Origin of the sequence: Rossellomorea sp. GAMAL-10_SWC (assembly GCF_049568075.1) — a bacterium.
GTDB lineage: Bacteria > Bacillota > Bacilli > Bacillales > Bacillaceae_G > Gottfriedia.
Genome location: NZ_CP144911.1, coordinates 1,337,062 through 1,358,881, shown reverse-complemented (window position 1 = coordinate 1,358,881; position 21,820 = coordinate 1,337,062). Strand labels below are relative to the sequence as shown.

The window sequence follows — 21,820 nt, the reverse complement described above, 5'->3', positions numbered from 1 at the left end:
GATTTTTGAATTCCATAATCTATATTAATTTAACATTGTATTTTTCTATTAAATCTTTAAAAGCTGGTCTTTCATTTCCATCTCTTCCAACGATATGTGTTGCTGTTACTAAAGAGTTTAAAACTGCTTCTTCTGTTGCTTCTCCTACTGCTCTAAATGCGAGATCAATATCATCTTCATGTATTGTCGGAACCGTAATGTAATGCGCTGTTTTTTCATGAGGAATTTTTGTTGCAGTAGAAAAGCCAATAACGACTTCACCGCTTCCCGTTGTAATAATTGAGCCCGTTCTTGATAAACCGGTAACTGTTCTTTTAATTATACGATTTAGCTGCCTTTCAGATACGGGAAGGTCCGTTGCAACAATCATAATGATTGAACCCTTATCTTGTTCGTCTCGTTCCCTTAAAATATAGTCTCGCAATTCCGCTCCAACAGGTTTTCCATTTACTTTTAAATCGCTTAAAATCCCAAAGTTAGATAAGACTAAAACACCCATTGTATATGTACCATGTTCCATCTTCATAACTCTCGAAGCTGTTCCAATCCCACCTTTTAATGAATAACAAAGCATTCCAGTTCCTGCTCCAACAGTTCCTTCTTTCACATCTGAAGAAGCATTACTTAATGCCTGAAAAACGTGGTCTTTCGTAATAAATCTAGCTCGTACATCATTTAAAAGCATATCATTACACTCGCAAATTACTGGGTTAACAGTACCTGTCGTACGACCTATTTCTGGATTATGTTCTAACATATATTCAATTAGAGCATCTGCAGCTGTCCCAATGCTTAGCGTATTTGTTAAAATAATTGGCGTTTCGATCGTTCCTAACTCATTAATCTGAATCGTTCCCATCGACTTACCATACCCATTAAAAACATGCGATGACGCGATTAACTTATCCTTAAATAGATTACCTTGATGAGGAAATATTGCTGTAACACCAGTTTGGATGTCTTGATCGCTAATCGTTACATGACCTACTGTAACCCCTTCAACATCTGTAATCGAATTTAGTTTTCCTGTTTCCAGGTACCCAATATTCACACCGTAATCTCTAATTCTTTTTTGACTCATTAGATATTCCCCCAGCTTCATATTCACCAAGTGTAGTAGCATTTAATTAAGTGATTTTAACTTCTAAACTATAAAAAGCCCTTATTCAGAGCTTTTTTGTTAAAAAATATATCAGTTACTTTCTGTTATTTTCAGTTTCTCTTGATTTCCTTTGACTTTTAAAGGGATATAAGTTAAAGAAATTAACGCTCCACTTATCATTAGTAAAATCATCAATGAAGTGACTATTAGTACGATTTTTTTTGAAAATACTTTCATCATAAGTTGATTTCTCCTTTTATGATTTAATCTCTTACGAATTATTTTAACAGATAACTTAGAAAATTAGATATTTACTTGATAAAAATCTCAATTACTCCCCAAGATCATCCTCAATCTAAAAATTCCTATGATTTACTTATTAGGAAATTATTACCATACGGGAAAAATGAACTTTTCCCATTTCCTAACATAACCTGTATTAACCTCGTTTTCTTGGTGGCATTGGCAAACAGGTACACATCACTTTTACCTTCATGGTAAAAGTGATTTTTAAATAAAATTTATAAAAAAACACAAGGTAATATTTTACCCTGTGCTTTATATTACATAAATCTTTTACGTTTTTTCCATTACAGCAAAATAATTTTGCTCACCATCAGCAAAGGTAAACACTCTTCCATATGGCATTTCAACAATTTCACCAACAGTAACATTCTTGTTCGTTAAATCACTATACATTTCATCAAGTTTATTTGTAAAAAACATTAAAGAAGGTGTACCTAGATTAAGAGATGGCTGTATTTGAGAAATTAATTCTTTATTATGAAGTACAATACTTGTTTCAGCATTTTTTGAAGGTGCAACTTCTATCCATCTCATTCCTTGACCATTATTATTATCTGAAATAATACTTAAGCCTACTTTCTCAGTCCATACGGTACCTGGATCTAGAAAAACTGTGTGCCCCTCTTCTTTATTGTTTAATTCCCAAACTGTTCCTGTAAAAGTTTGGTTATCTTAGAATCAAGTTTATATCCTTTTCCATTTTGCCAATACATACTTTGCTTGTAGTCCACTTCAAATTCCTCTTTTTTACCATCTTTCTCAAGAAAAGTGAGTCTTAAATCTGTGGATTCAATTTGTTTATCCTCAATGTTTTTTAATTTAAAACCTTTTTCGATTTTATTAATGAAATCATGATCTTTATCCGCCGAATAAATAATTGTATCTATTGAAGTAACGCCAATGATTCCAACAATTTCACTAGTTTTACTCTCTGTATTTGATTTCATTGAACAGCCAAAAAGCAATATACAACTACAAAAAACGATTAGAAGTTTTTTCATTTATCCTCCATTTTTTTACGCTTTTCTAATTAAAATTCAACATCTTACCCATTACTCCTTTTAAACCTTTATATTATAATTAAAAAGATAATTAAGCATATGAAATCAAATCTTTTTAGTAAAATTCCCCTATCAGAATGCACTAAAAAAAGAGTTACTCTTACAACTCTTTTTTTTAGTAAAACAACATTGATTAATAATCATAAAATTACTGATTAAATTTATCTAACGTATAATCATAATTGATTTCAATAAGTCCATCATTTAACGCAGTAAGAAATCCATTTACAGACTCAACTAATACCTCCGTATTAATATATTCTGTCGGTTCAAACATTTGCCACACCGAATAAATCCCCCACTTGTCATCTCCTTTATATAGGAAATTCATAAGATCTTCATTTCGATTAATCGATTCATAATTCATGTTATCTCTTGATCCATTTTGAACCTTTTGAACCCATTCACTTAATTGACTCGCAAACTCAGTAAGATTTAAATTCGGATCATGAAAAAATAAAGTTTCATTTAAATAGATATTTAATGAACCATCTATATATTTTCCAGTATTGGCAACATAAGCCGGTTCTGTAGGTATATAATCATTTAATATAAACAAGAATTTTAAATTCATAAAATTCTCCTTTCGTATTTAGTTCAATCTTTATTTATTTATTTTGTACTTAGTTTCTATTGTTTCCTATTTTTGGTATTTCCCTCAATATTATTTTCTTTTTTAGCTTTATTTTAGATTCTTTAATTATCAAACCTATTAATTTTTTTATGATCTTATAAATAAAAAAAGAAAGTAGGATAACGATATGAATCAATTTATAGCTGGTCTTATTCAATCGATTCTTATATTAATATTAGCATTCGTGTTTATCTATAAATATTCAGAAATTCGCACAAGAACTACTCATTTTGTTTGTCCTCGATGTAGCAGTCGCTTTAAATTATCAAAATTAAATTTTGCTTTAGCATTTAAAACCGGTAAAGTGAATGAACGGCTAGTTACATGTCCCGTTTGTGGCCATAGAGATCGAATGCCAATTATAAATGAATAAATTACGAAATTATTTTCGCTGCCAATATGGGGTACTAATTTATAGTTTATTAATTAGAAATAAGAGGAAACCTTATATTTAATAATATTAAACCGATGCAAATATTTTTAAATAACCTCTATAACCCTTAACCCTTATTAAATAAGCATTTTAGAGTTTTTAATAAATTTAAATTTCGCAAACAAAGGACAACTAATCCCCATGAATTTGGGGAGGTTTTGGGGGATATTTTATATTGTATAATTATAGTGGACAGACACTTTTAAAACTATATAATCCGATTCTAATCGAATGAAAAAAGGACCATTCCAGCACTATTACTGGAATGGTCCTTTTTATTTGGAGTTTTAATAAAATCATATTCAAAAAGCACTGTAACAACACATTAATAATTTCATGTATTAAACAAAATTGACTGTCCTTATTTGAAATATCGTATTTCAAATAAGGACTAACACTTAACTCTACTAATTTAGTAACGTTTTAATTGGATAATATATCCACAAACATTACAAGGTGGAGGTATTACATGAAAAAATTATTTAAACAAGCTACTGTTACTTTAATAACAGCAGATGTTTGATTTCCAAAAATATTCATCCTTAATTCTTAGTTTATGTTGAACCATACCTACGTATTTATTTTTAGATCCTTTTTTCATTATTACCAGGATAATGGATTGAATGATAAATAGTTAGGGTATTTTTCAAAATCGGTTTGATTAACTTTTACACATAGCCAGCATTTTCAATTAATTGAACAGCTACTTTATTATTAGAAAGGAACTATTTAAAATGGAAGAACAATGGATGAATTAACTTTATTTTTATTATATTTAACAGCATTTGAAGAAAACAAGTATTAGGTGAAACTACAGGAAGTTGGAAAGCTTTCTTTATATTTGATACGGTTAAAAAAAGACTATCTTTTTCTCCAATAAAGAATGATTTCACATCAACCTTACATCATAAACTACCGTAGATTTTACTAAATACTCCTGGAATACTAGGGGGAATATTTAATAGAGCGAATATAATTTCTTCTTTAAATTCACATTAAATGATTCAAATACGTCTCTAACTACTTTTAGATCATGTTTATTTTGCGATTCAGTTGTACCAGGTACAAGTCTATCGGAATTATTATTTTCACCACTTTTTGTCAGTAAAATTCCAACAATATTTACTGAATCGTTAGCAATATCTTTTAAAACACAACTTTAAGTTTCATCATTTATTATAAAAGTAAATTAGGTTCTATATTCAATATCGAATTGTAACTGATCGACTTTGCGGCCATTAAAGCGATTCATATTCTCCACATCCTTAATTTTTGTGTTTTTATAAAGTATGTGAAAACAAATAAAATGCTTTGGTTGAAGATTAACTTGCACAACATTTATTTATATATTTTTTAAAATAAAGAATCCCCATATAACTGGCTGTAAAATCTATTCTAACTGTCTATCATATGGGGTTATTATTCTAAAAATCTATTCACAATTGCTTACGGTGTAAATGTGATTATATTCATGTCTCTATTAATTGCCGATGCTGAAGTAAGATTCGATACAATGGTAAAAATTACTCTAAGACTATACGTTGATGTTGCATTTGCAGGTGCTACATTTACGTAAGTACTTGCAAATTGATATCGGTGAGTACCAGCTGTAGACTGGCTACTATTAGATATTCTAGTATTTATTAAAGTGGCATCCCTGTATAGTCGCAATTCAAATGTAACTGACCAGTTTGCAGTAACAACTAGTTCAATTGCTGTTGCGTAGTCAATTTTAAGCTGTTGATTTGCAAGTACAGCTTGAGTGATACTTACTATGGTTACTTCAGTATTGAGTGGTGGGAATACTGCAATCGATCCTGCATTTTCTGCAAATGTTAGAGTTGGTCTTTGACCTGTTGGACCCGTTACTCCGGTTGCACCAGTTACTCCGGTTGCTCCAGTCGTTCCTGTTGTTCCCGTCACTCCGGTTGCCCCAGTTACTCCAGTTGCTCCTGTCACTCCAGTTGAACCAGTTACTCCAGTTGAACCAGTTACTCCGGTTGAACCAGTTACTCCAGTTGCTCCCGTCACTCCTGTTGAACCAGTTACTCCGGTTGCTCCGGTCGTTCCTGTTGTTCCCGTTACTCCGGTTGCTCCAGTTACTCCGGTTGCTCCAGTCGTTCCTGTTGTTCCCGTCACTCCTGTTGAACCAGTTACTCCAGTTGCTCCTGTCACTCCAGTTGAACCAGTTACTCCAGTTGAACCAGTTACTCCGGTTGCTCCAGTCGTTCCTGTTGTTCCCGTTACTCCTGTTGCCCCAGTTACTCCAGTTGAACCAGTTACTCCGGTTACTCCAGTCGTTCCCGTTGTTCCCGTCACTCCAGTTGCTCCTGTCACTCCAGTTGAACCAGTTACTCCAGTTGAACCAGTTACTCCGGTTGCTCCAGTCGTTCCTGTTGTTCCCGTTACTCCAGTTGCCCCAGTTACTCCAGTTGCCCCAGTTACTCCGGTTGAACCAGTTACTCCAGTTGCTCCCGTCACTCCTGTTGCCCCAGTTACTCCGGTTACTCCAGTCGTTCCCGTTGTTCCCGTCACTCCTGTTGCCCCAGTTACTCCGGTTGCTCCGGTCGTTCCTGTTGTTCCCGTCACTCCTGTTGCCCCGGTTGTTCCCGTTGTTCCCGTTACTCCGGTTGCTCCAGTTGCTCCAGTTGCTCCGGTTGGGCCTGTCACTCCTGTCACTCCTGTTACCCCGGTTGCTCCGGTTGGACCCGTTACCCCGGTTACTCCAGTTGCTCCGGTTGGGCCTGTTACTCCGGTTGAACCAGTTACCCCAGTTATTCCCGTCGGACCTGTTACCCCGGTTGGGCCGGTTGCTCCCGTCAGACCTATCTCTCCTGTTGCCCCAGTTGCTCCAGTGGTTCCGGTTGTTCCAGTTATGCCGGTTGCTCCAGTTATGCCGGTTGCTCCAGTTGAACCTGTCGATCCTGTTGCTCCAGTTGCCCCCGTTACTCCGGTTACTCCTGTTGCCCCGGTTGTTCCCGTTGTTCCCGTCTCTCCAGTTGTTCCCATTACTCCGGTTGCTCCAGTTGCTCCGGTTGGGCCTGTCACTCCTGTCACTCCTGTTACCCCGGTTGCTCCGGTTGAACCTGTTACCCCAGTTATTCCCGTCGGACCTGTTACCCCGGTTGGGCCGGTTGCTCCCGTCAGACCTATCTCTCCTGTTGCCCCAGTTGCTCCAGTGGTTCCGGTTGCTCCAGTTGAACCTGTCGATCCTGTTACTCCGGTTGGACCCGTCTCTCCTGTTACCCCGGTTACTCCTGTTACTCCGGTTGGGCCAGTCGTTCCAGTTGAGCCTGTTGCTCCGGTTGAACCAGTTACCCCAGTTATTCCCGTCGGACCTATCTCTCCTGTTGCCCCAGTTGCTCCAGTGGTTCCGGTTGTTCCAGTTATTCCGGTTGCTCCAGTTGAACCTGTCGATCCTGTTACTCCGGTTGGACCCGTTACTCCAGTTGCTCCAGTTGGGCCTGTCACTCCGGTTACCCCGGTTGCTCCGGTTGGACCCGTCTCTCCTGTTACTCCAGTTGCTCCGGTTGGGCCTGTCACTCCGGTTGCCCCGGTTACTCCGGTTGGGCCAGTCGTTCCAGTTGAGCCTGTTTCTCCGGTTGAACCAGTTACCCCAGTTATTCCCGTCGGACCTGTTACCCCGGTTGGGCCGGTTGCTCCCGTCAGACCTATCTCTCCTGTTGCCCCAGTTGCTCCAGTGGTTCCGGTTGTTCCAGTTATTCCGGTTGCTCCAGTTGAACCTGTCGATCCTGTTAATCCGGTTGGGCCTGTCACTCCGGTTGCTCCGGTTGAACCAGTTACTCCGGTTGCTCCGGTCGTTCCAGTTGTTCCCGTTACTCCAGTTGGACCTGTTTCTCCGGTTGGACCAGTTACTCCGGTTGGGCCTGTTTCTCCGGTTGAACCAGTTCCGGTTGGGCCTGTTTCTCCGGTTGCCCCGGTTACTCCGGTTGGGCCAGTCGTTCCAGTTGAGCCTGTTTCTCCGGTTGAACCAGTTACCCCAGTTATTCCCGTCGGACCTGTTACCCCGGTTGGGCCGGTTGCTCCAGTCAGACCTATCTCTCCTGTTGCTCCAGTTGCTCCAGTGGTTCCGGTTGTTCCAGTTATTCCGGTTGCTCCAGTTGAACCTGTCGATCCTGTTAATCCGGTTGGGCCTGTTTCTCCGGTTGCCCCGATTGGACCCGTCTCTCCGGTTGCCCCGGTTACTCCGGTTGGGCCAGTCGTTCCAGTTGAGCCTGTTTCTCCGGTTGGGCCAGTTACCCCAGTTATTCCCGTCAGACCTATCTCTCCTGTTGCCCCAGTTGCTCCAGTGGTTCCGGTTGTTCCAGTTATTCCAGTTGCTCCACTTGAACCTGTTACTCCGGTTGGACCCGTCTCTCCTGTTGCCCCGGTTGAGCCTGTCACTCCGGTTGCCCCGGTTAAGCCTGTCGCTCCGGTTGGGCCTGTTTCTCCGGTTGCCCCAGTTACTCCGGTTGCTCCGGTCGTTCCAGTTGTTCCCGTTACTCCGGTTGGGCCAGTTATTCCGGTTGGGCCAGTCGTTCCAGTTGAGCCTGTTGCACCGGTTGGTCCTGTTACTCCCGGTGAACCAGTTACTCCGGTTGGGCCGGTTGCTCCCGTCAGACCTATCTCTCCTGTTGCTCCAGTTATTCCGGCTGCTCCGGTTGCTCCCGCCGGACCTATCTCCCCTGTTGCCCCAGTTTCTCCAGTGGTTCCGGTTGGACCGGTTGGACCTGTTGCTCCGGTCGAACCGGTCTCTCCTGTCGCCCCAGTTTCTCCAGTTGTTCCGATCAAACCTGTTGCTCCTGTTGTTCCAATTGTTCCAGTTGCCCCTGTCGGACCTGTTACACCCGTCTCTCCTGTTGCTCCCGTCATACCTGTTGACCCAGTCTTACCTTGAGGACCAGTTTTACCTCTTTTCCCTCTGGGTCCTCTACAACATTTATCACAACAGTAACATACTTTTGAATCTTTATATTTGCATTCCTTACAATTCTTACACTTGCATTTCTTACATGCTTTACACTCACAGTTCTTACATTTACATTTTTTACACTCTTTACACTCACATTTCTTACATTTGCATTCTTTGCAATTACAAGATTTTCTATTTTCTTTGTTGTCTTTTCCCAAATTATCACCTTTTTAACTAGAGAACAGATTTGGTAATAAATTCTTGTCCATTTTCATACCAATATAATCTTATGTACCAACATTAAAATTTGATTATGATAGACGTCCAAGTAATAAATGTTTTTTTATATTGGCAAAGTATAGAAATATTTGATTTATACTTTAATACGCAATAAAAAAAAGAGGATATTGTTATCCTCTCAATAATTTATACTTGTGCTCTAACAATGTAACGTGAATAAGTTATAGGCAAACCATCCTTCTGGGCATTTTGTTCAAATATTCGTTGTACTTCTAATAAATTATTTTCTATTATATCTTTTAATAGTGATTGTTTTTGGCCGAAGCATCTTAGTTTTAAAACATCAAGTGGCGTATGTAAAAATTCAAAACTATTAATAACTTGTATTTCTACACTTTCAAACTTACTTAATTCAACTCTTTTCTTTATCGTTTTTAAAATTGGATTCTCACTATTAATTGATTCAAAAAGATTAGGAAATAATTTAGGCAATTCAGTTCCTAATTCATCACCAGGATGAAGTCCTAGGATTGTACCTCCTTTTTTTACTACTCTTTTAAGTTCTTGATAAGCTGATGTAGGTCCTTTTCGGTTATATGCACAATCAAACTGTTCCGATTCAAAAGGTAATTCATTTTTTGTACTGCCAACTATAAAAGACACATTTGGTTTTTTCGATTCATTTCCACTTTTAATTAAATCAGTTGTAAGATCAAACCCTACAATTTCTTTTGCTTTTTCACTACATTTAATAGTAAATTCTCCATGTCCACACCCTACATCTAAAACAGTTTTGTTATAAATCATTCCAAATACTTCATTAATAAAAATTAACTCCGCATTCGGCTCAGTAATTGTTGAATTCCAAGGATATGTGTATTCCCCGTATAATTTGCCTATTTGTTCGTACCATATTTGTGAATGTGGTGTTACCCAATCTTTATGTAATGTGGGATCGATTAATTTCATAAATATTAATACTCCTTTATTCATTTTCAGAATAAATAACAATCCTCACATGAGAAGAAATCCCTTCTTATAATGAGTAAAAAAACCATTTGACTTATTGATTGATTCGATAAATTTCGCGCGCTATTGATTCAATTATATAAACCACTGGAACTTGAGTAGTAATATTTGCCTCTTCAAAATACTCTTCTGTTACATAATAGGGTATATTTAGATCAGAAATTTTTGCTATTGTTGATAATTTGTTGTTCGTAATACTAATAATCTTACAACCTTCTTGTTTAAGTAAATTCAGATGATTTACTGTGAAAATAGTTTCTCCAGAGACTGACAAAGCGATTGCTATACTATTTTTTGTTAATTTTGAATGGATCGGAAAATGTGGGTCCTTTATATAAAGTGAAAATTTTCCTAAACTTGAAAAGTACCTCGAACCATATTCAGCAAGAATACCTGAGCTACCTATTCCAATAAAAATTATATTTTCAGCTTTGTTTATTTCAATAGCAGCCTCTTTCACTTTATCTTCTAAATCCCCTTTTAAAGATCTCTCAAAAAATTCCACTAGTGTATGTTGTGCGCTTTTTACAAAGGTTCGTTTCTCCGCTTCCAAATACATTTTTAACTTTACTTTAAATTCAGAAAAGCCGTCGCAATTTAGTTTCCGACAAAAGCGTAATATTGTTGAAGTTGAAACATGGGTTTCATCTGCAATTTCACGTATACGCATATAAGCGACTTTTTCCATATTTTGTGAAATGTAATTATATAAAGATAACTCTAACTCATTAAAAGACGCGATTTGATCAATTGAAAACATTTTAAATAGTTCTCCTTTTATAGCTAGCTACTAAATATATTTAATCCATTTTATTATCTTAACATACAAAATAAAAAACACAGCGTTACATTTATGAAACGTTTTTTAACTTTTGTGAATAGGAACTAGATTCCATTCACTTATTTACTAACATCTTCGTTAACGTTATGATTCGTTTATATTCTCATTAATTAAAAAATATGGATTTATGTAAACAACTAAAAAGAAATTAGGAGGTAAAAAAAATGAATCAGTTTAAGTTTCCTAAAGATTTTTTATGGGGTGGCGCTACTGCTGCTAATCAAATGGAAGGCGGATTTTATGAAGGAAATAAAGGTTTAAATATAGCCGATGTTCTTCCAGGCGGAAAGAAAAGACTAAACATATTACAGTCTCCTGGATTTAATTTTGAGATTAATCGTTCAAAGTATAATTATCCTAACCACGAAGGAATCGACTTCTATCACCGATATAAAGAAGATATTGCGTTATTTGCGGAAATGGGTTTTAAAGTTTTCCGAATGTCAATTGCTTGGACAAGAATCTTTCCAAATGGAAATGAATTAGAAGCAAATGAAGAAGGATTGGCTTTCTATGACCGTGTTTTTGACGAACTACACAAATACGGCATTGAACCAGTTGTTACAATTTCACACTATGAAATGCCAGTAAATCTTGTAAAACAATATGGCGGTTGGAGAAATCGAGAAGTAGTAACCTTCTTTGAAAGATATGTGAACGCAATCTTCAATCGTTATAAAAACAAAGTAAAATATTGGATGACTTTTAATGAAATTAATAGTGGATTAATTATGCCAATTATGGGTCTTGGTTTTTCGATCAAAGAAGAAAAAGATAAATACCAACCAACATTTCAGGCGTTTCATCATCAATTTGTTGCAAGTAGTATTACTGTCAAAGCATGTCGTGAAATCATTCCAGATTCTCAAATTGGATGTATGATTTTATATGCTCCGGTTTATTCATTTGATTCGAATCCTAACAACGTAATGTATGCCCTTGAAGAAGAGCGCTTTTTTAATTACTTCTGTGCAGACGTTCAGGTTCGTGGCGAATATCCGTCATTTATTAAACGCTTCTTTAAAGAAAACAATATTAATATTGAAATGCAAGATGGGGATTTAGAATTAATTAAAGAAGGCACTGTTGACTATATTGGGTTTAGTTATTATATGTCTAGAACAGAGAAAAAGGAAAAATCTGACTTAGAAAGCTCTCAAGGAAATCTGATTGGCGGAGTTAAAAATCCTTTCCTAAAAGCAAGTGACTGGGGCTGGGAAATTGATCCAGTAGGTTTACGCATAAGTTTAAATCAATTGTATGACCGATACCAAGTGCCATTATTTGTTGTAGAAAATGGTCTAGGTGCATATGACAAAGTAGAAGATGACGGATCAATTAATGATTATTATCGAATTGATTATTTACGTGAGCATATTAATGCTATGGGAGAAGCAATTCAAGATGGCGTAAAATTGATGGGTTATACTAGCTGGGGTTGTATTGATCTTGTAAGTGCATCATCAGGTGAGTTCTCAAAACGTTATGGCTTCATTTATGTCGATAAACATGACGACGGTAGCGGAACATTAGAACGAAAGAAGAAAAAATCATTTTTCTGGTACAAAGACGTAATTACTTCAAATGGAGAAAAACTATAATAAAGAAGAAAAAGGAACTTCAGCTAATTTGAAGTTCCTTTTTCATATTATTGAATTCTAACCCTTATTTATTTTCTATTCTCACCATTAATTTACCATCTTTATAAATTGTTAAGTAAACCGTATCACCGACTTTCAAGGCAGGGTGAGAATTTTTGTCTATTATTTCTTTGGCAGTAAATCCGTATTTCTCAGTATCATCACAAACAATTTGATACTGATTTTTATTATCTGTTTTTGGAAGTTCGAGAACTTCACAAACATTAGTTTTTAAATTTGAATCTACGTTCATTAATTCTTGTTTATTAACTAGTGTAATTATTCTTTCGGATTTAGGAATTTTGATAATAATGGGATGTGCTTTTGCGTGATTAAAATTAATAATAGAAATAGATATGATAATTCCGAGGGTTATAACAAAGGTACCTAAAATTAATGCTGCTGTCTTCAATTTTTCAATTTTATCTTTCTCCAAATTAAAGTACACCTCATCTTTTTAGTATCTATATTCCCTAAAACTAAATGAAATCCTTCTTTCAATTTCATGTAAAAAAAGGCCTTTTATAATGATTTTAAACGCTCGATTCGTTTTTCTAATGGTGGATGCGTTGAGAATAATCTTGCGAATTTCTCTTTTCCGCTAATTTTAAAAGCAGCAATCGATTTTTGACGATCATCAACTAATCTAATATTTCGACTTAATGATTCTAAAGCATGAATCATGTTATCTTTTCCACCAAGTTCTGCCGCATACCTGTCTGCCTTAAACTCTCTTTTTCTTGAATGCCAGAAAATAATTGGACTACTTAAAATACTAAATACAATCTCAAATACTACTGAACAAAGAAAATAAACTACATAAGATAACTCTTCTCTTACAAAATTTGAAACAATTTTTGCAACTAAACGGGAGAAGAAAATGACAAAAGTGTTAATTATACCTTGTAATAAAGTTGTAGTAACCATATCTCCATTTTTTATATGAGCAATTTCGTGTGCTAAAACACCACTAATCGCAGGACGATCCATTGTCTCAATCATTCCACTAGAAACAGCTACTAAAGATCGTCTTTTACTAGGTCCTGTAGCAAAAGCATTAACCTCAACTGAATCATATACGCCCACCTGTGGCATCTTCTTTAAACCAGCAAGTTTTGCTAAACGATAAGTCTCTTCTAGTACAAAATTTAAACGATCAATTTGTGAAGAGCGAGGATCAATTAATTTAACACCCATTACCCATTTGGCCATTATACGAGAGAATAATAATGAAATAATCGCTCCACTAAAACCTGCAATAACACTAAATGCAAGCAGTGCCCAATATCCCCCATTACCAATATAACGTGGTACGCCTAATAATGTTGTGATTGTTGTAATTGTAATTAACACTAAAATATTAACAAAAATAAAGAAAGAAATACGTTTAAACAAAATCGTTCCTCCTTAACTAAATACTTGAAAGACTATTATATTTAACTTTTATTCTTAAATATTGAGTCTAATTTCTTTTACAATCCAAGAACACAATTAATTTCTTAAACTTATATTCATTCTACTATATAATGCGAAATTTGTTATATTAGATTTCTCAAATTTTAAGACTTATGAAAGTTTGCTAGATTTTCTCCAAATTAAAGTAAAGAATAGGATTAAGATCCCGACTGAAAATCCAATAATTTGATCTAATAAAAATTCACCCGTTTTCATTAAATGAATGATAAAAGTCCCACCAAAATAATGATGATTAGTAATGATAGTTGGAGCATATAATTATTAATTTTCATCTTTTCACCTCCACTTCTTTATATATACCATTTCCCCTTTTCGAGCCATTAGTATTACATTACGATTTTCCCACCTAATAATACAAACCAAAAGAACTATGAAAATTCATTACAAATGTCATCTTCTTTAGTTATTTTAAGCATATTTGAAAAAAATGACAAATGGACAACTTCTACAATCATAGGATTAATTGATTAAGACTTTGAAAAAAATGATTCGGGAGGGACGGTATTGATTAGAAAATGGCTTGCTGTTTTAATTTTAACCTGTCTTATGTTTGTGGGAATCGGTATTAAACCTAGCCAGGCAGCTACATCTCAATTCATAATAATTAATAAGTCAACAAATCAACTGGCTTATTATGAAAATGGAAAACTCTACAAAGTTTTTAAAGTAGCCACTGGTAAAAGTCCAACTCTGACGCCAGAAGGTAAGTTTAAAATTGTAAATAAGATTGTGAATAGACCTTACTATACAGGTCATATTCCTGGCGGGGATCCTAGAAATCCACTCGGAAACCGTTGGCTTGGATTAAATGCTCGTGGTACATGGGGAACTACATATGCCATCCACGGTAACAATAACCCAAGTTCGATTGGAAAATACGTTAGTCATGGCTGTGTTAGAATGTATGATAATGAAGTAGAATGGCTTTTTGATAAAGTAAAATTGAGCACTCCTGTCGTCATTATAACTTCAAGTAAATCATTTGACTCAATAGCAAATGCAAATGGATACAAAGTAACAAGTAGTAGTGGTGGTTCAAATGCTGTTATCCCAACTGGAACTGTGTTAAAAAAGGGAAATCGTGGAGCTACAGTTAAAAAGCTTCAACAAAAGCTTACAGCACTTGGGTATAGTACAAAAGGTATCGATGGTATATTTGGAAACAATACAGACCAAGCCGTGCGAAAATTTCAAAAAGACCGGCATTTAAAAGTAGACGGAATTGTAGGACCTGCTACGATTAAAGCGCTTGGCGGTTTATAAGTTCGACTTTTAATAGAGGATCTTCCTCTATTTTTTTATATTCTAGTAATCTTTTTACTTTAAAAATCACTATATTTTAGCTTTATTTACTTTTAACCAATTAACTAAATAGTCCATTAACTTAATGAATTTCCGTTATGCACCATTAGTGTAGATGAATTTAAACTTTTATTAATAGCTTCTATCACTTGAACAAAACTAGATTCAATTTGATTAAGAGATTCATAATAGTGTTGATGTGGCAAAACAATTCCTAAATGAGTATAAAATTTCTTCTTTATCTAGTAGGGTCATTTTCCTTACGAATCATCAATTTATATTTGTATAATACACTACTATGTATTAATTAGGATAAATTTAAAATCTAAATTTACAATTGTTTTAAGTAGTATATTAGGATAAAAAAAGGTCTTCTACTGAAAGAAGAACCTTAATAAGATATCTAATTGTAATTAAATCACCAATATTAAATTGTAGTTGCAATAAATACCGTATAGATTGCACTTTGTGTAATTTGAGGTGTTATATATAATGAAATAGCGTTATTTCTTGTAAAATTTATTAACGATTTTTTTAGTGTAAATACTTGTTTCCATTTAAAAAAGACTACCTAAAAGCAGCCTTTTGTTGTAGTCATACAATATTTTTTTCATCTTCAAATTCAAGTTTAAAATAATTTACAACACGACTATAAATAGGATATATAATTCCAATTACAATAAGAAACCAGTTTTTATTATTTAATTTAAAGTCAAAAATAAACACACAATTACCTTTAACTTTTTTGAACACTCTTTCCCAAGTAGTATAAAATCTCTGAAGCTTGTTAATAAATCAGTCAATTCTAGAATATACACTTAAGCCATAGCAATATAGTTTATTTCATAAGTAGCTCCCTTAAGGTTTTAATGTTAATAGAGTTTTTTACTAGATTAGTAGTTTTAATTAACTATTCACTTGCCAAAATTAATTTTCTTGTTTTGCTATCATATATTTTGTAACTTACTTCAAAATTATGATCTTTTGTAACTGTCACCTTACAATAATATGGAACTGATGTCCCATAAGCATCCAGTTTAGGAATATTTCTGAAAGTAAATATTTCATCTGTATTCTGCATATCAAAGACTGCTTCAGAAGTACGGCTTGAGCTATCAATATCTATAACACATCTTCCGCTTACAACATCATATTGCTTAAACACAACATATTTAAGACTTGGAAGAGTAAACGCTAAAAGTAAAGCACCAAGTAATAAACATCCAATGCTTTTACTTATATTTACCAATGAATATACTCGATCTAGATACATTGGCATAAAGATAAAAACTGCTCCTAATAACAAAAACAATCCTACTATGAGTATTGAATAATATGTAAACATCTTTTCACTTCCTATAAAAGTCAAACTACAAACTAATAATCTATCTTTATTCCCTTTTCTCAAAATCTAGTAATTTTATACAATTTCTTTCTTCATCATCTATATGCATTGAGGTTATATCTTCTACCTTAAAAATTGATTCTCCATCGTATTCACCGTATTGGTTTATGATCGATAAAACAAGGATATGGTCTTCTTTACGTTTAATGTTACCTTGCACATTAGCACTTTCCAATAGTTCTACTAAAATTAAAAATTTATTTTGATAAGCAAAATCAAGAATGCCCTCCATTAAATTATCATTTTCCATTTCAAATTTCATATGAGTTTGTTTCTTAGTTATATACAGTTTTTTTATTTTTCGTAGATAGCGAGAATCTACATTTATTTGAAAAATAGAGTCTGTTTTTATTAATGAAAAGCCATCGTACATTCCAGTTGGAGTAATATTAGCTAATATTACATAGTCATCTGATACATAAAGAACCTTTGCAACAGCACATACATCAACATCCCCTAAATCATTATAAATTTCAACGAGGTCTTCTGTATTTGTTAATTTAATTAATTGTTCCTTCACGTAAATCACCTCTATTATTTTTATTTTTTACTTTCACATTATACAATGTTATTTAGTTAAGCTTATTCATTTTTCTTTTAAATAGGGATAAATTGAACCAAGGAGTGTTTGGAATGGCGTGTGTTTTATTTATTAATGGAGGCTCAGAAGGGCATATCAATCCTACGATTGCAGTTGTAGAAGAGCTTATTTCACGAGGTGAAGAGGTTGTCTACTTTTCGATAGAGTCTTTTCGAGATCGAATTGAAAAGACTGGGTACATACAGCAGAAATCGTAATACCTAGTGTTCTTGAACAAATTAAGGGAGAGCATTTCGATACATCATACACGATTCTATGTTTGGTTGTGGACGTTTAATTGCTCAAATTCTTAATCTTCCAGCAATCAGTTCTTGTACTTCTTTTGCAGAGACAAAAGAAACATTTGATAAAATGTTGGAAAAGCAGTCAATGAATATTCCTGAAGAGATCATTAAACCGATTAATGAAGAATTTAAGAAACTGTCATATTAAGCAAAAATATAGTGTAGAGATTAATTCAAATTATGAAGTTTTTTGTAATCCTGCCCCATTAACAATCGTATATACAACTAGAGCCTTTCAACCTGATGGAGAAGCCTTTAATCATAAATACAAATTTGTTGGCCCATCAATCGGTTCACGAATACAACAAGATCCCTTTGACCTTTCTACCATTAAAAGTAAAAGTCCTATCTATATTTCGCTTGGAACTGTTTTTAACCGCTCAATTGATTTTTATAAGTTAAGTTTTGAAGCATTTGGAAATAGTGAACACTCAGTTGTAATGTCGATTGGTAAACATACCAATCTAGATGATTTAGGGATTATTCCTTCAAACTTTATTGAAAACATTATGTTCCACAGACCGAAGTACTAAAATTTACTAAATTATTTATTACTCATGGTGGAATGAATAGTACAAGTGAGGGTCTCTATTATGGAGTTCCATTAATCGTAATCCCTCAGAGCGCTGATCAGCCAATCATTGCAGAGCAAATAGCCAAGATTGGTGCAGGTTTGCAATTACAAGTACAAAATTTAACACCAATTCAACTACGTGAAGCCGCTGAAAATGTGTTAAATAATAACTCGTCTTACAATAAAGCAATCGGCAGCATAAAGAAATCATTTCAAGAAGCGGGTGGCTATCGCCAAGCAGTTAATGAGATTTTCCAATTTTATATAAATACTAAGTAAAACCTTTTCATCTTCAAATCTTTCCTAACTAGTCTTCTTAAGAGTAAAATGAGAGCCGACGTTCGGCTCTCATTTTTATTTAACTATATAAATAGATACAGATTTCTAACCAAAAATAGATTTACACTGACATTCTAAGTATTTATAAATAATTCTAAAATAACCGTTTTAAATTTATACAAATGGGGAATGTATAACTAGTATTGATTTAAATAGTAAGGAGATCTTTTAAATGGGTAATAATCATTCGATAAAACAGGCAGTACTTGACAAAAAAAGAGCTAATCTTGAAAAAGGAAAAACATCTAAACTTTCTTGGTGGCAGCTTTCTTTGATTGGAATTGGTTCGATCATAGGGGCAGGTTTCTTTTTAGGTACTGGTTTATCGATCCAAATAGCAGGTCCAGCAATATTGTTAAATTACATAGTTGGGGGAATCACCGCCTTTTTTGTATTTAGTGCACTTGCGGAAATGACAGTAGCAGATCCTGAGCCAGGCTCTTTTAGAACGTATGCGAAAAAAGCATTTGGCAACTCGATGGGATTTGTATCTGGTTGGATGTATTGGTTATCTGGTGTATTTATAATCTCCAGTGAAGCTGTGGCACTTGGAACCTTTGCTAAATTTTGGTTCCCGAATGTTCCTCTTTGGATTTTTACAGTTTTCTTTGTCATTATTGCATTTGCTATTAATCTTTTAGGAGTCAAAAATTTTGGGAAAATAGAATCGATTTTCGCCATAATAAAATTATCTACTTTAGTTATCTTTATTTTATTTGGGATATTATTAATAGCACAAATTATTACCCCAGAAACTAATTCATTAAAAGGATTAAACAGCATTCACCCATTTTTAGCAACCGGAATGAAAGGAATGTGGTCGGCTTTAATCTTTGTATTTTTCTCATTTGGAGGTATAGAAATAATTGGGATCGCTTCATCTGAATTGAAAAATAGAGAAGAAATTCCAAAAGCGGGAATCGGAATGCTCATTGCACTAGTTGCTGTGTATATTTCATCTATTTTCTTTGTATTAATGATGGTACCTTGGTCAAAAATTAACGCATCAAAAAGTCCTTTCGTTTCAGCTTTATCGGTTTTTCATTTTCCTTATATCGATTCCTTTTTCAACTTAATTATTATTAGTGCTGCTTTATCAACGATGGTGGGATCTCTTTTTTCAGTTACTAACATTATGGTTTCATTAGCGGAAGATGGTGAGGCACCTAGAAGAATAGCTAACAGGGACAAACGAGGAACTGCTTTAAAGGCATTAATTCTAACGGGGTTTGCAGTAGCTATTTCTTTAATATTATCTTTTATTCTTCCTGGAAAAATATATGAATATATAACAACTGCAGCAGGCGTTATGATGATTTTGAATTGGACAACAATCTTATCATCACAAATTAAACTAAGAAAAGAAAGAAATCATAATAATCATTTTAAAATGTTCGGTTATCCTTTCACTTCTTACTTAGGCATTCTATTAATACTAGTGGGGGTCTCAGGTGGATTAGTTCACGCAACTCAAAGAATGGGAGTCTTTATTAGTTTAGGTTTAATTCTCATTATCTTCTTAAGCTACTTTTTTATTTTCAAAAATAGAAAAAAGTTATATCAAGATTAAAGAAATAGCTGAATCGAAAAAATGATTCAGCTTTTTCTTTTGACGATTTTAACACCTTACATGTTTACGTTTAAATCCTAATAATCCTTTATCTAAATCTTTTTGAATTTTTTCTGAGCAAAGTAAAATGGTGCTTTTTTTCTTTTCCTTTTTCATTTCGACTGGTCCAATTGCTTTTGCAGTTTCCACCGCTTTTTCATGTTGAGGTAAATATGAAATGGCTACTGTATAAACAAAATTATTCATTGCAGATTTTGTTCGTTCAGGAGATTTATGAATTGTATCTTTCACCTTGTCAAGCAGATTTGAAATCTTGAGCGCGTCAAATTCAATATCCGATCGATTCCCTAAAAGCCAACAGTAGCAGCTCCAACCAGCTGACATTTTCAGTTCATCTCCGCTTGCAATCCATTTATCGGCTACCTCTTGCGCAATATCTGCTTCAGCTAAAGTAACAGCAACCACATAGTCTGAAAGCATATAGAAATATGCTCCATCAATCCAGCTTTCAAAGTCTTTTTCAGTCATTTTCAAAGGCTCTGCAATAATCCCCGCAAAATACATCGCATCGTAATTACCTGTAGCATATAATTCATTCGCTAATTGCTGATCCATTTTAATTTTCTTTGCGATCGGCTTCATTGCCCCTGTTGCCACCCCAAATAGTGGCTCATGTGCACCATTACTTATGTATGTCTTTTTGGTCCGTTCCTTACCAAGTGCTTCTAACTCCTGCATAACCGTTTCCAATTCCATCGTTTTACACTTCCTTTCTTTACATTCCCTCAACATTTTTTCCTTTTATCCATAATACTTTAGCACAACAGTTAAATATTAAGTTTTTGTTGTTTTAAAATGATACAAATTTATATCCTTTGAGTAAGTTATTTAACTTCTTTACTTGTTCCTTGGAATAAATACCAACTAAACAATCTTGTCCTCTTAAATCTAGAATATAAACTCTCTTATTCGAATTTTTTATTTCTAATAAATCATTAAACTTTACAATAATTTTCTCATCGATCCAGTCATCATTTACTTCTAACTTCCAACAATATTCTTCTTCATCTAAAGTAAAAGAAATTGATGCCTCTTGATTTTCAATATCTACATAATCTTTAATATTTTTAAGATCTAAGTAATTTTTTGATAAGTCTTTAATTCTTTCTGCAATTCGAACATAATCTCCTGTGTCCTCAATACATTCTGTATCCAAATACCATATTTCATTTGAGCAGTTATTATAATTTTCGTTTAGCTCCAATTCACTACCTAATGCAATTAATAATAGTAGGTAAGGTTCATTCTCAAATTCCTCTTCACTATACTCAGCAAGTATTAATTCTTCATTTAAATTTGAATTTAATTCTATACCAATCTTTTGCAGTTCACATAATTGTTCACTGAAGCTTACCTTCTTTTTAGATTTAAAAAAACGAAACATTCAATCACCAACTTAAAGTTTAATTAATAAGTTTGCTTTTTAAACCACTACAATATTATATCCTTTCTGCTACTATTTAAAATTCAACTAATTCTTCCTTATAACATAAAAAAATAAGTTGCCATGACAACTTATTTACTAAACATTATTTAATCATTACAACTCTATGTAATTTATTATATTTTTTATTGATTTGGCATTCTCAATACCAACACTTCGATATCCGTTAAATCCATTAATTTTTATGATTGCACCACTTTTTGTGAACCAAAGTAATGAACTATATTCAACTGTTTCATCTATTGGACTTCTGAATGATAACTGAACATCATACTTAGCTAAATCAACAATTGGTTTTTCTATTTTTTTACTAAATAAAAATATTTCTTCTAATTGATTTAATTTTTCTTGTTTTTCTACTTTTACTGGATCAAATTTGATTACATTTTCCCCGAATTTTGTGTAGTTATAACCAATTAATATTTCATTTTTTGTTTTGGTATACTTCATTTTTTCAAAATAAAATCCACCTAAGCATAAAGCTAGGATTGCTACGCATATCAAAAATATATATGGCTTTCTCAATTATAGCCCCTCCGTAAAAAATCCGATTGCGACAATTATATA

Annotated in this window: 17 protein-coding genes and 2 pseudogenes; 5 read left to right on the top strand and 14 right to left on the bottom strand. The window is 34.1% G+C overall.

The genetic code is table 11. The features are described from left to right. Positions 1-19: 19 nt before the first annotated feature. The 4 genes and pseudogenes from V5E38_RS06500 to V5E38_RS06485 form a co-directional block, all read right to left on the bottom strand. Positions 20-1,081, bottom strand: coding sequence for a DmpA family aminopeptidase (locus V5E38_RS06500; RefSeq protein ID WP_499212609.1), 1,062 nt, complete (start codon positions 1,079-1,081; stop codon positions 20-22). Positions 1,082-1,678: 597 nt separating this feature from the next. After that, positions 1,679-1,996, bottom strand: a pseudogene (locus V5E38_RS06495) (VOC family protein); the annotation flags it as partial. A 47-nt stretch (positions 1,997-2,043) separates the two neighbouring features. Continuing rightward, entirely contained in the window at positions 2,044-2,409 is a 366-nt protein-coding gene (locus tag V5E38_RS06490) for a hypothetical protein (protein ID WP_499212608.1), read from the bottom strand. Between the two features lie 208 nt (positions 2,410-2,617). After that, on the bottom strand, positions 2,618-3,043 hold the full coding sequence (locus V5E38_RS06485; RefSeq protein WP_499212607.1) for a DUF7878 domain-containing protein: 426 nt from the start codon (positions 3,041-3,043) through the stop codon (positions 2,618-2,620). A gap of 187 nt (positions 3,044-3,230) precedes the next feature. Between V5E38_RS06485 and V5E38_RS06480 the strand changes: the two genes are divergently transcribed. Next, positions 3,231-3,476: a hypothetical protein gene (locus V5E38_RS06480; protein ID WP_499212606.1), complete on the top strand. Its 246-nt coding sequence runs from the start codon at positions 3,231-3,233 to the stop codon at positions 3,474-3,476. Between the two features lie 1,506 nt (positions 3,477-4,982). Here V5E38_RS06480 and V5E38_RS06475 read toward each other — a convergent pair. The 3 genes from V5E38_RS06475 to V5E38_RS06465 form a co-directional block, all read right to left on the bottom strand. Continuing rightward, positions 4,983-8,408: a collagen-like protein gene (locus tag V5E38_RS06475; protein WP_499212605.1), complete on the bottom strand. Its 3,426-nt coding sequence runs from the start codon at positions 8,406-8,408 to the stop codon at positions 4,983-4,985. 466 nt (positions 8,409-8,874) lie between these two features. Continuing rightward, on the bottom strand, positions 8,875-9,657 hold the full coding sequence (locus V5E38_RS06470) for a methyltransferase domain-containing protein (protein WP_499212604.1): 783 nt from the start codon (positions 9,655-9,657) through the stop codon (positions 8,875-8,877). A gap of 94 nt (positions 9,658-9,751) precedes the next feature. Next, the gene (locus V5E38_RS06465) at positions 9,752-10,477 is read right to left on the bottom strand and encodes a MurR/RpiR family transcriptional regulator (protein ID WP_499212603.1); all 726 of its coding nucleotides are present in this window, start codon (positions 10,475-10,477) and stop codon (positions 9,752-9,754) included. Positions 10,478-10,722: 245 nt separating this feature from the next. Between V5E38_RS06465 and V5E38_RS06460 the strand changes: the two genes are divergently transcribed. After that, on the top strand, positions 10,723-12,159 hold the full coding sequence (locus V5E38_RS06460; protein WP_499212602.1) for a glycoside hydrolase family 1 protein: 1,437 nt from the start codon (positions 10,723-10,725) through the stop codon (positions 12,157-12,159). A 64-nt stretch (positions 12,160-12,223) separates the two neighbouring features. Here the strand turns inward: V5E38_RS06460 and V5E38_RS06455 are convergent, their stop codons facing one another. Both V5E38_RS06455 and htpX read right to left on the bottom strand, forming a co-directional pair. Next, positions 12,224-12,634 (bottom strand): hypothetical protein, encoded by a 411-nt coding sequence (locus V5E38_RS06455; protein ID WP_499212601.1) that lies wholly within the window; start codon positions 12,632-12,634, stop codon positions 12,224-12,226. A gap of 86 nt (positions 12,635-12,720) precedes the next feature. Next, complete coding sequence (htpX, locus tag V5E38_RS06450; protein ID WP_335447194.1) at positions 12,721-13,593, bottom strand: protease HtpX; 873 nt, start codon at positions 13,591-13,593, stop codon at positions 12,721-12,723. Positions 13,594-14,178: 585 nt separating this feature from the next. On the opposite strand from htpX, the gene V5E38_RS06445 reads away from it, so the two are divergent. Next, entirely contained in the window at positions 14,179-14,937 is a 759-nt protein-coding gene (locus tag V5E38_RS06445; protein WP_499212600.1) for a L,D-transpeptidase family protein, read from the top strand. Positions 14,938-15,886: 949 nt separating this feature from the next. Here the strand turns inward: V5E38_RS06445 and V5E38_RS06440 are convergent. Together V5E38_RS06440 and V5E38_RS06435 are read right to left on the bottom strand one after the other, a co-directional pair. After that, on the bottom strand, positions 15,887-16,255 hold the full coding sequence (locus V5E38_RS06440) for a hypothetical protein (RefSeq protein WP_499212599.1): 369 nt from the start codon (positions 16,253-16,255) through the stop codon (positions 15,887-15,889). 112 nt (positions 16,256-16,367) lie between these two features. After that, a complete protein-coding gene (locus V5E38_RS06435; protein ID WP_499212598.1) occupies positions 16,368-16,901 on the bottom strand; it encodes a hypothetical protein in 534 nt (177 codons plus the stop codon). A 113-nt stretch (positions 16,902-17,014) separates the two neighbouring features. On the opposite strand from V5E38_RS06435, the pseudogene V5E38_RS06430 reads away from it, so the two are divergent. Both V5E38_RS06430 and V5E38_RS06425 read left to right on the top strand, forming a co-directional pair. Then, positions 17,015-18,119 (top strand): annotated as a pseudogene (locus V5E38_RS06430) (macrolide family glycosyltransferase). A 232-nt stretch (positions 18,120-18,351) separates the two neighbouring features. Further along, positions 18,352-19,749, top strand: a complete 1,398-nt coding sequence (locus V5E38_RS06425) for an amino acid permease (RefSeq protein ID WP_499212597.1) — start codon at positions 18,352-18,354, stop codon at positions 19,747-19,749. A 48-nt stretch (positions 19,750-19,797) separates the two neighbouring features. On the opposite strand, the gene V5E38_RS06420 is transcribed toward V5E38_RS06425, so the two are convergent. From V5E38_RS06420 to V5E38_RS06410, 3 genes are all read right to left on the bottom strand, one after another. Then, positions 19,798-20,505: a DNA alkylation repair protein gene (locus V5E38_RS06420; RefSeq protein WP_499212596.1), complete on the bottom strand. Its 708-nt coding sequence runs from the start codon at positions 20,503-20,505 to the stop codon at positions 19,798-19,800. A gap of 94 nt (positions 20,506-20,599) precedes the next feature. Further along, complete coding sequence (locus V5E38_RS06415; protein WP_499212595.1) at positions 20,600-21,193, bottom strand: hypothetical protein; 594 nt, start codon at positions 21,191-21,193, stop codon at positions 20,600-20,602. Positions 21,194-21,349: 156 nt separating this feature from the next. Then, positions 21,350-21,778, bottom strand: coding sequence for a hypothetical protein (locus V5E38_RS06410; protein WP_499212594.1), 429 nt, complete (start codon positions 21,776-21,778; stop codon positions 21,350-21,352). Positions 21,779-21,820: the final 42 nt, after the last annotated feature.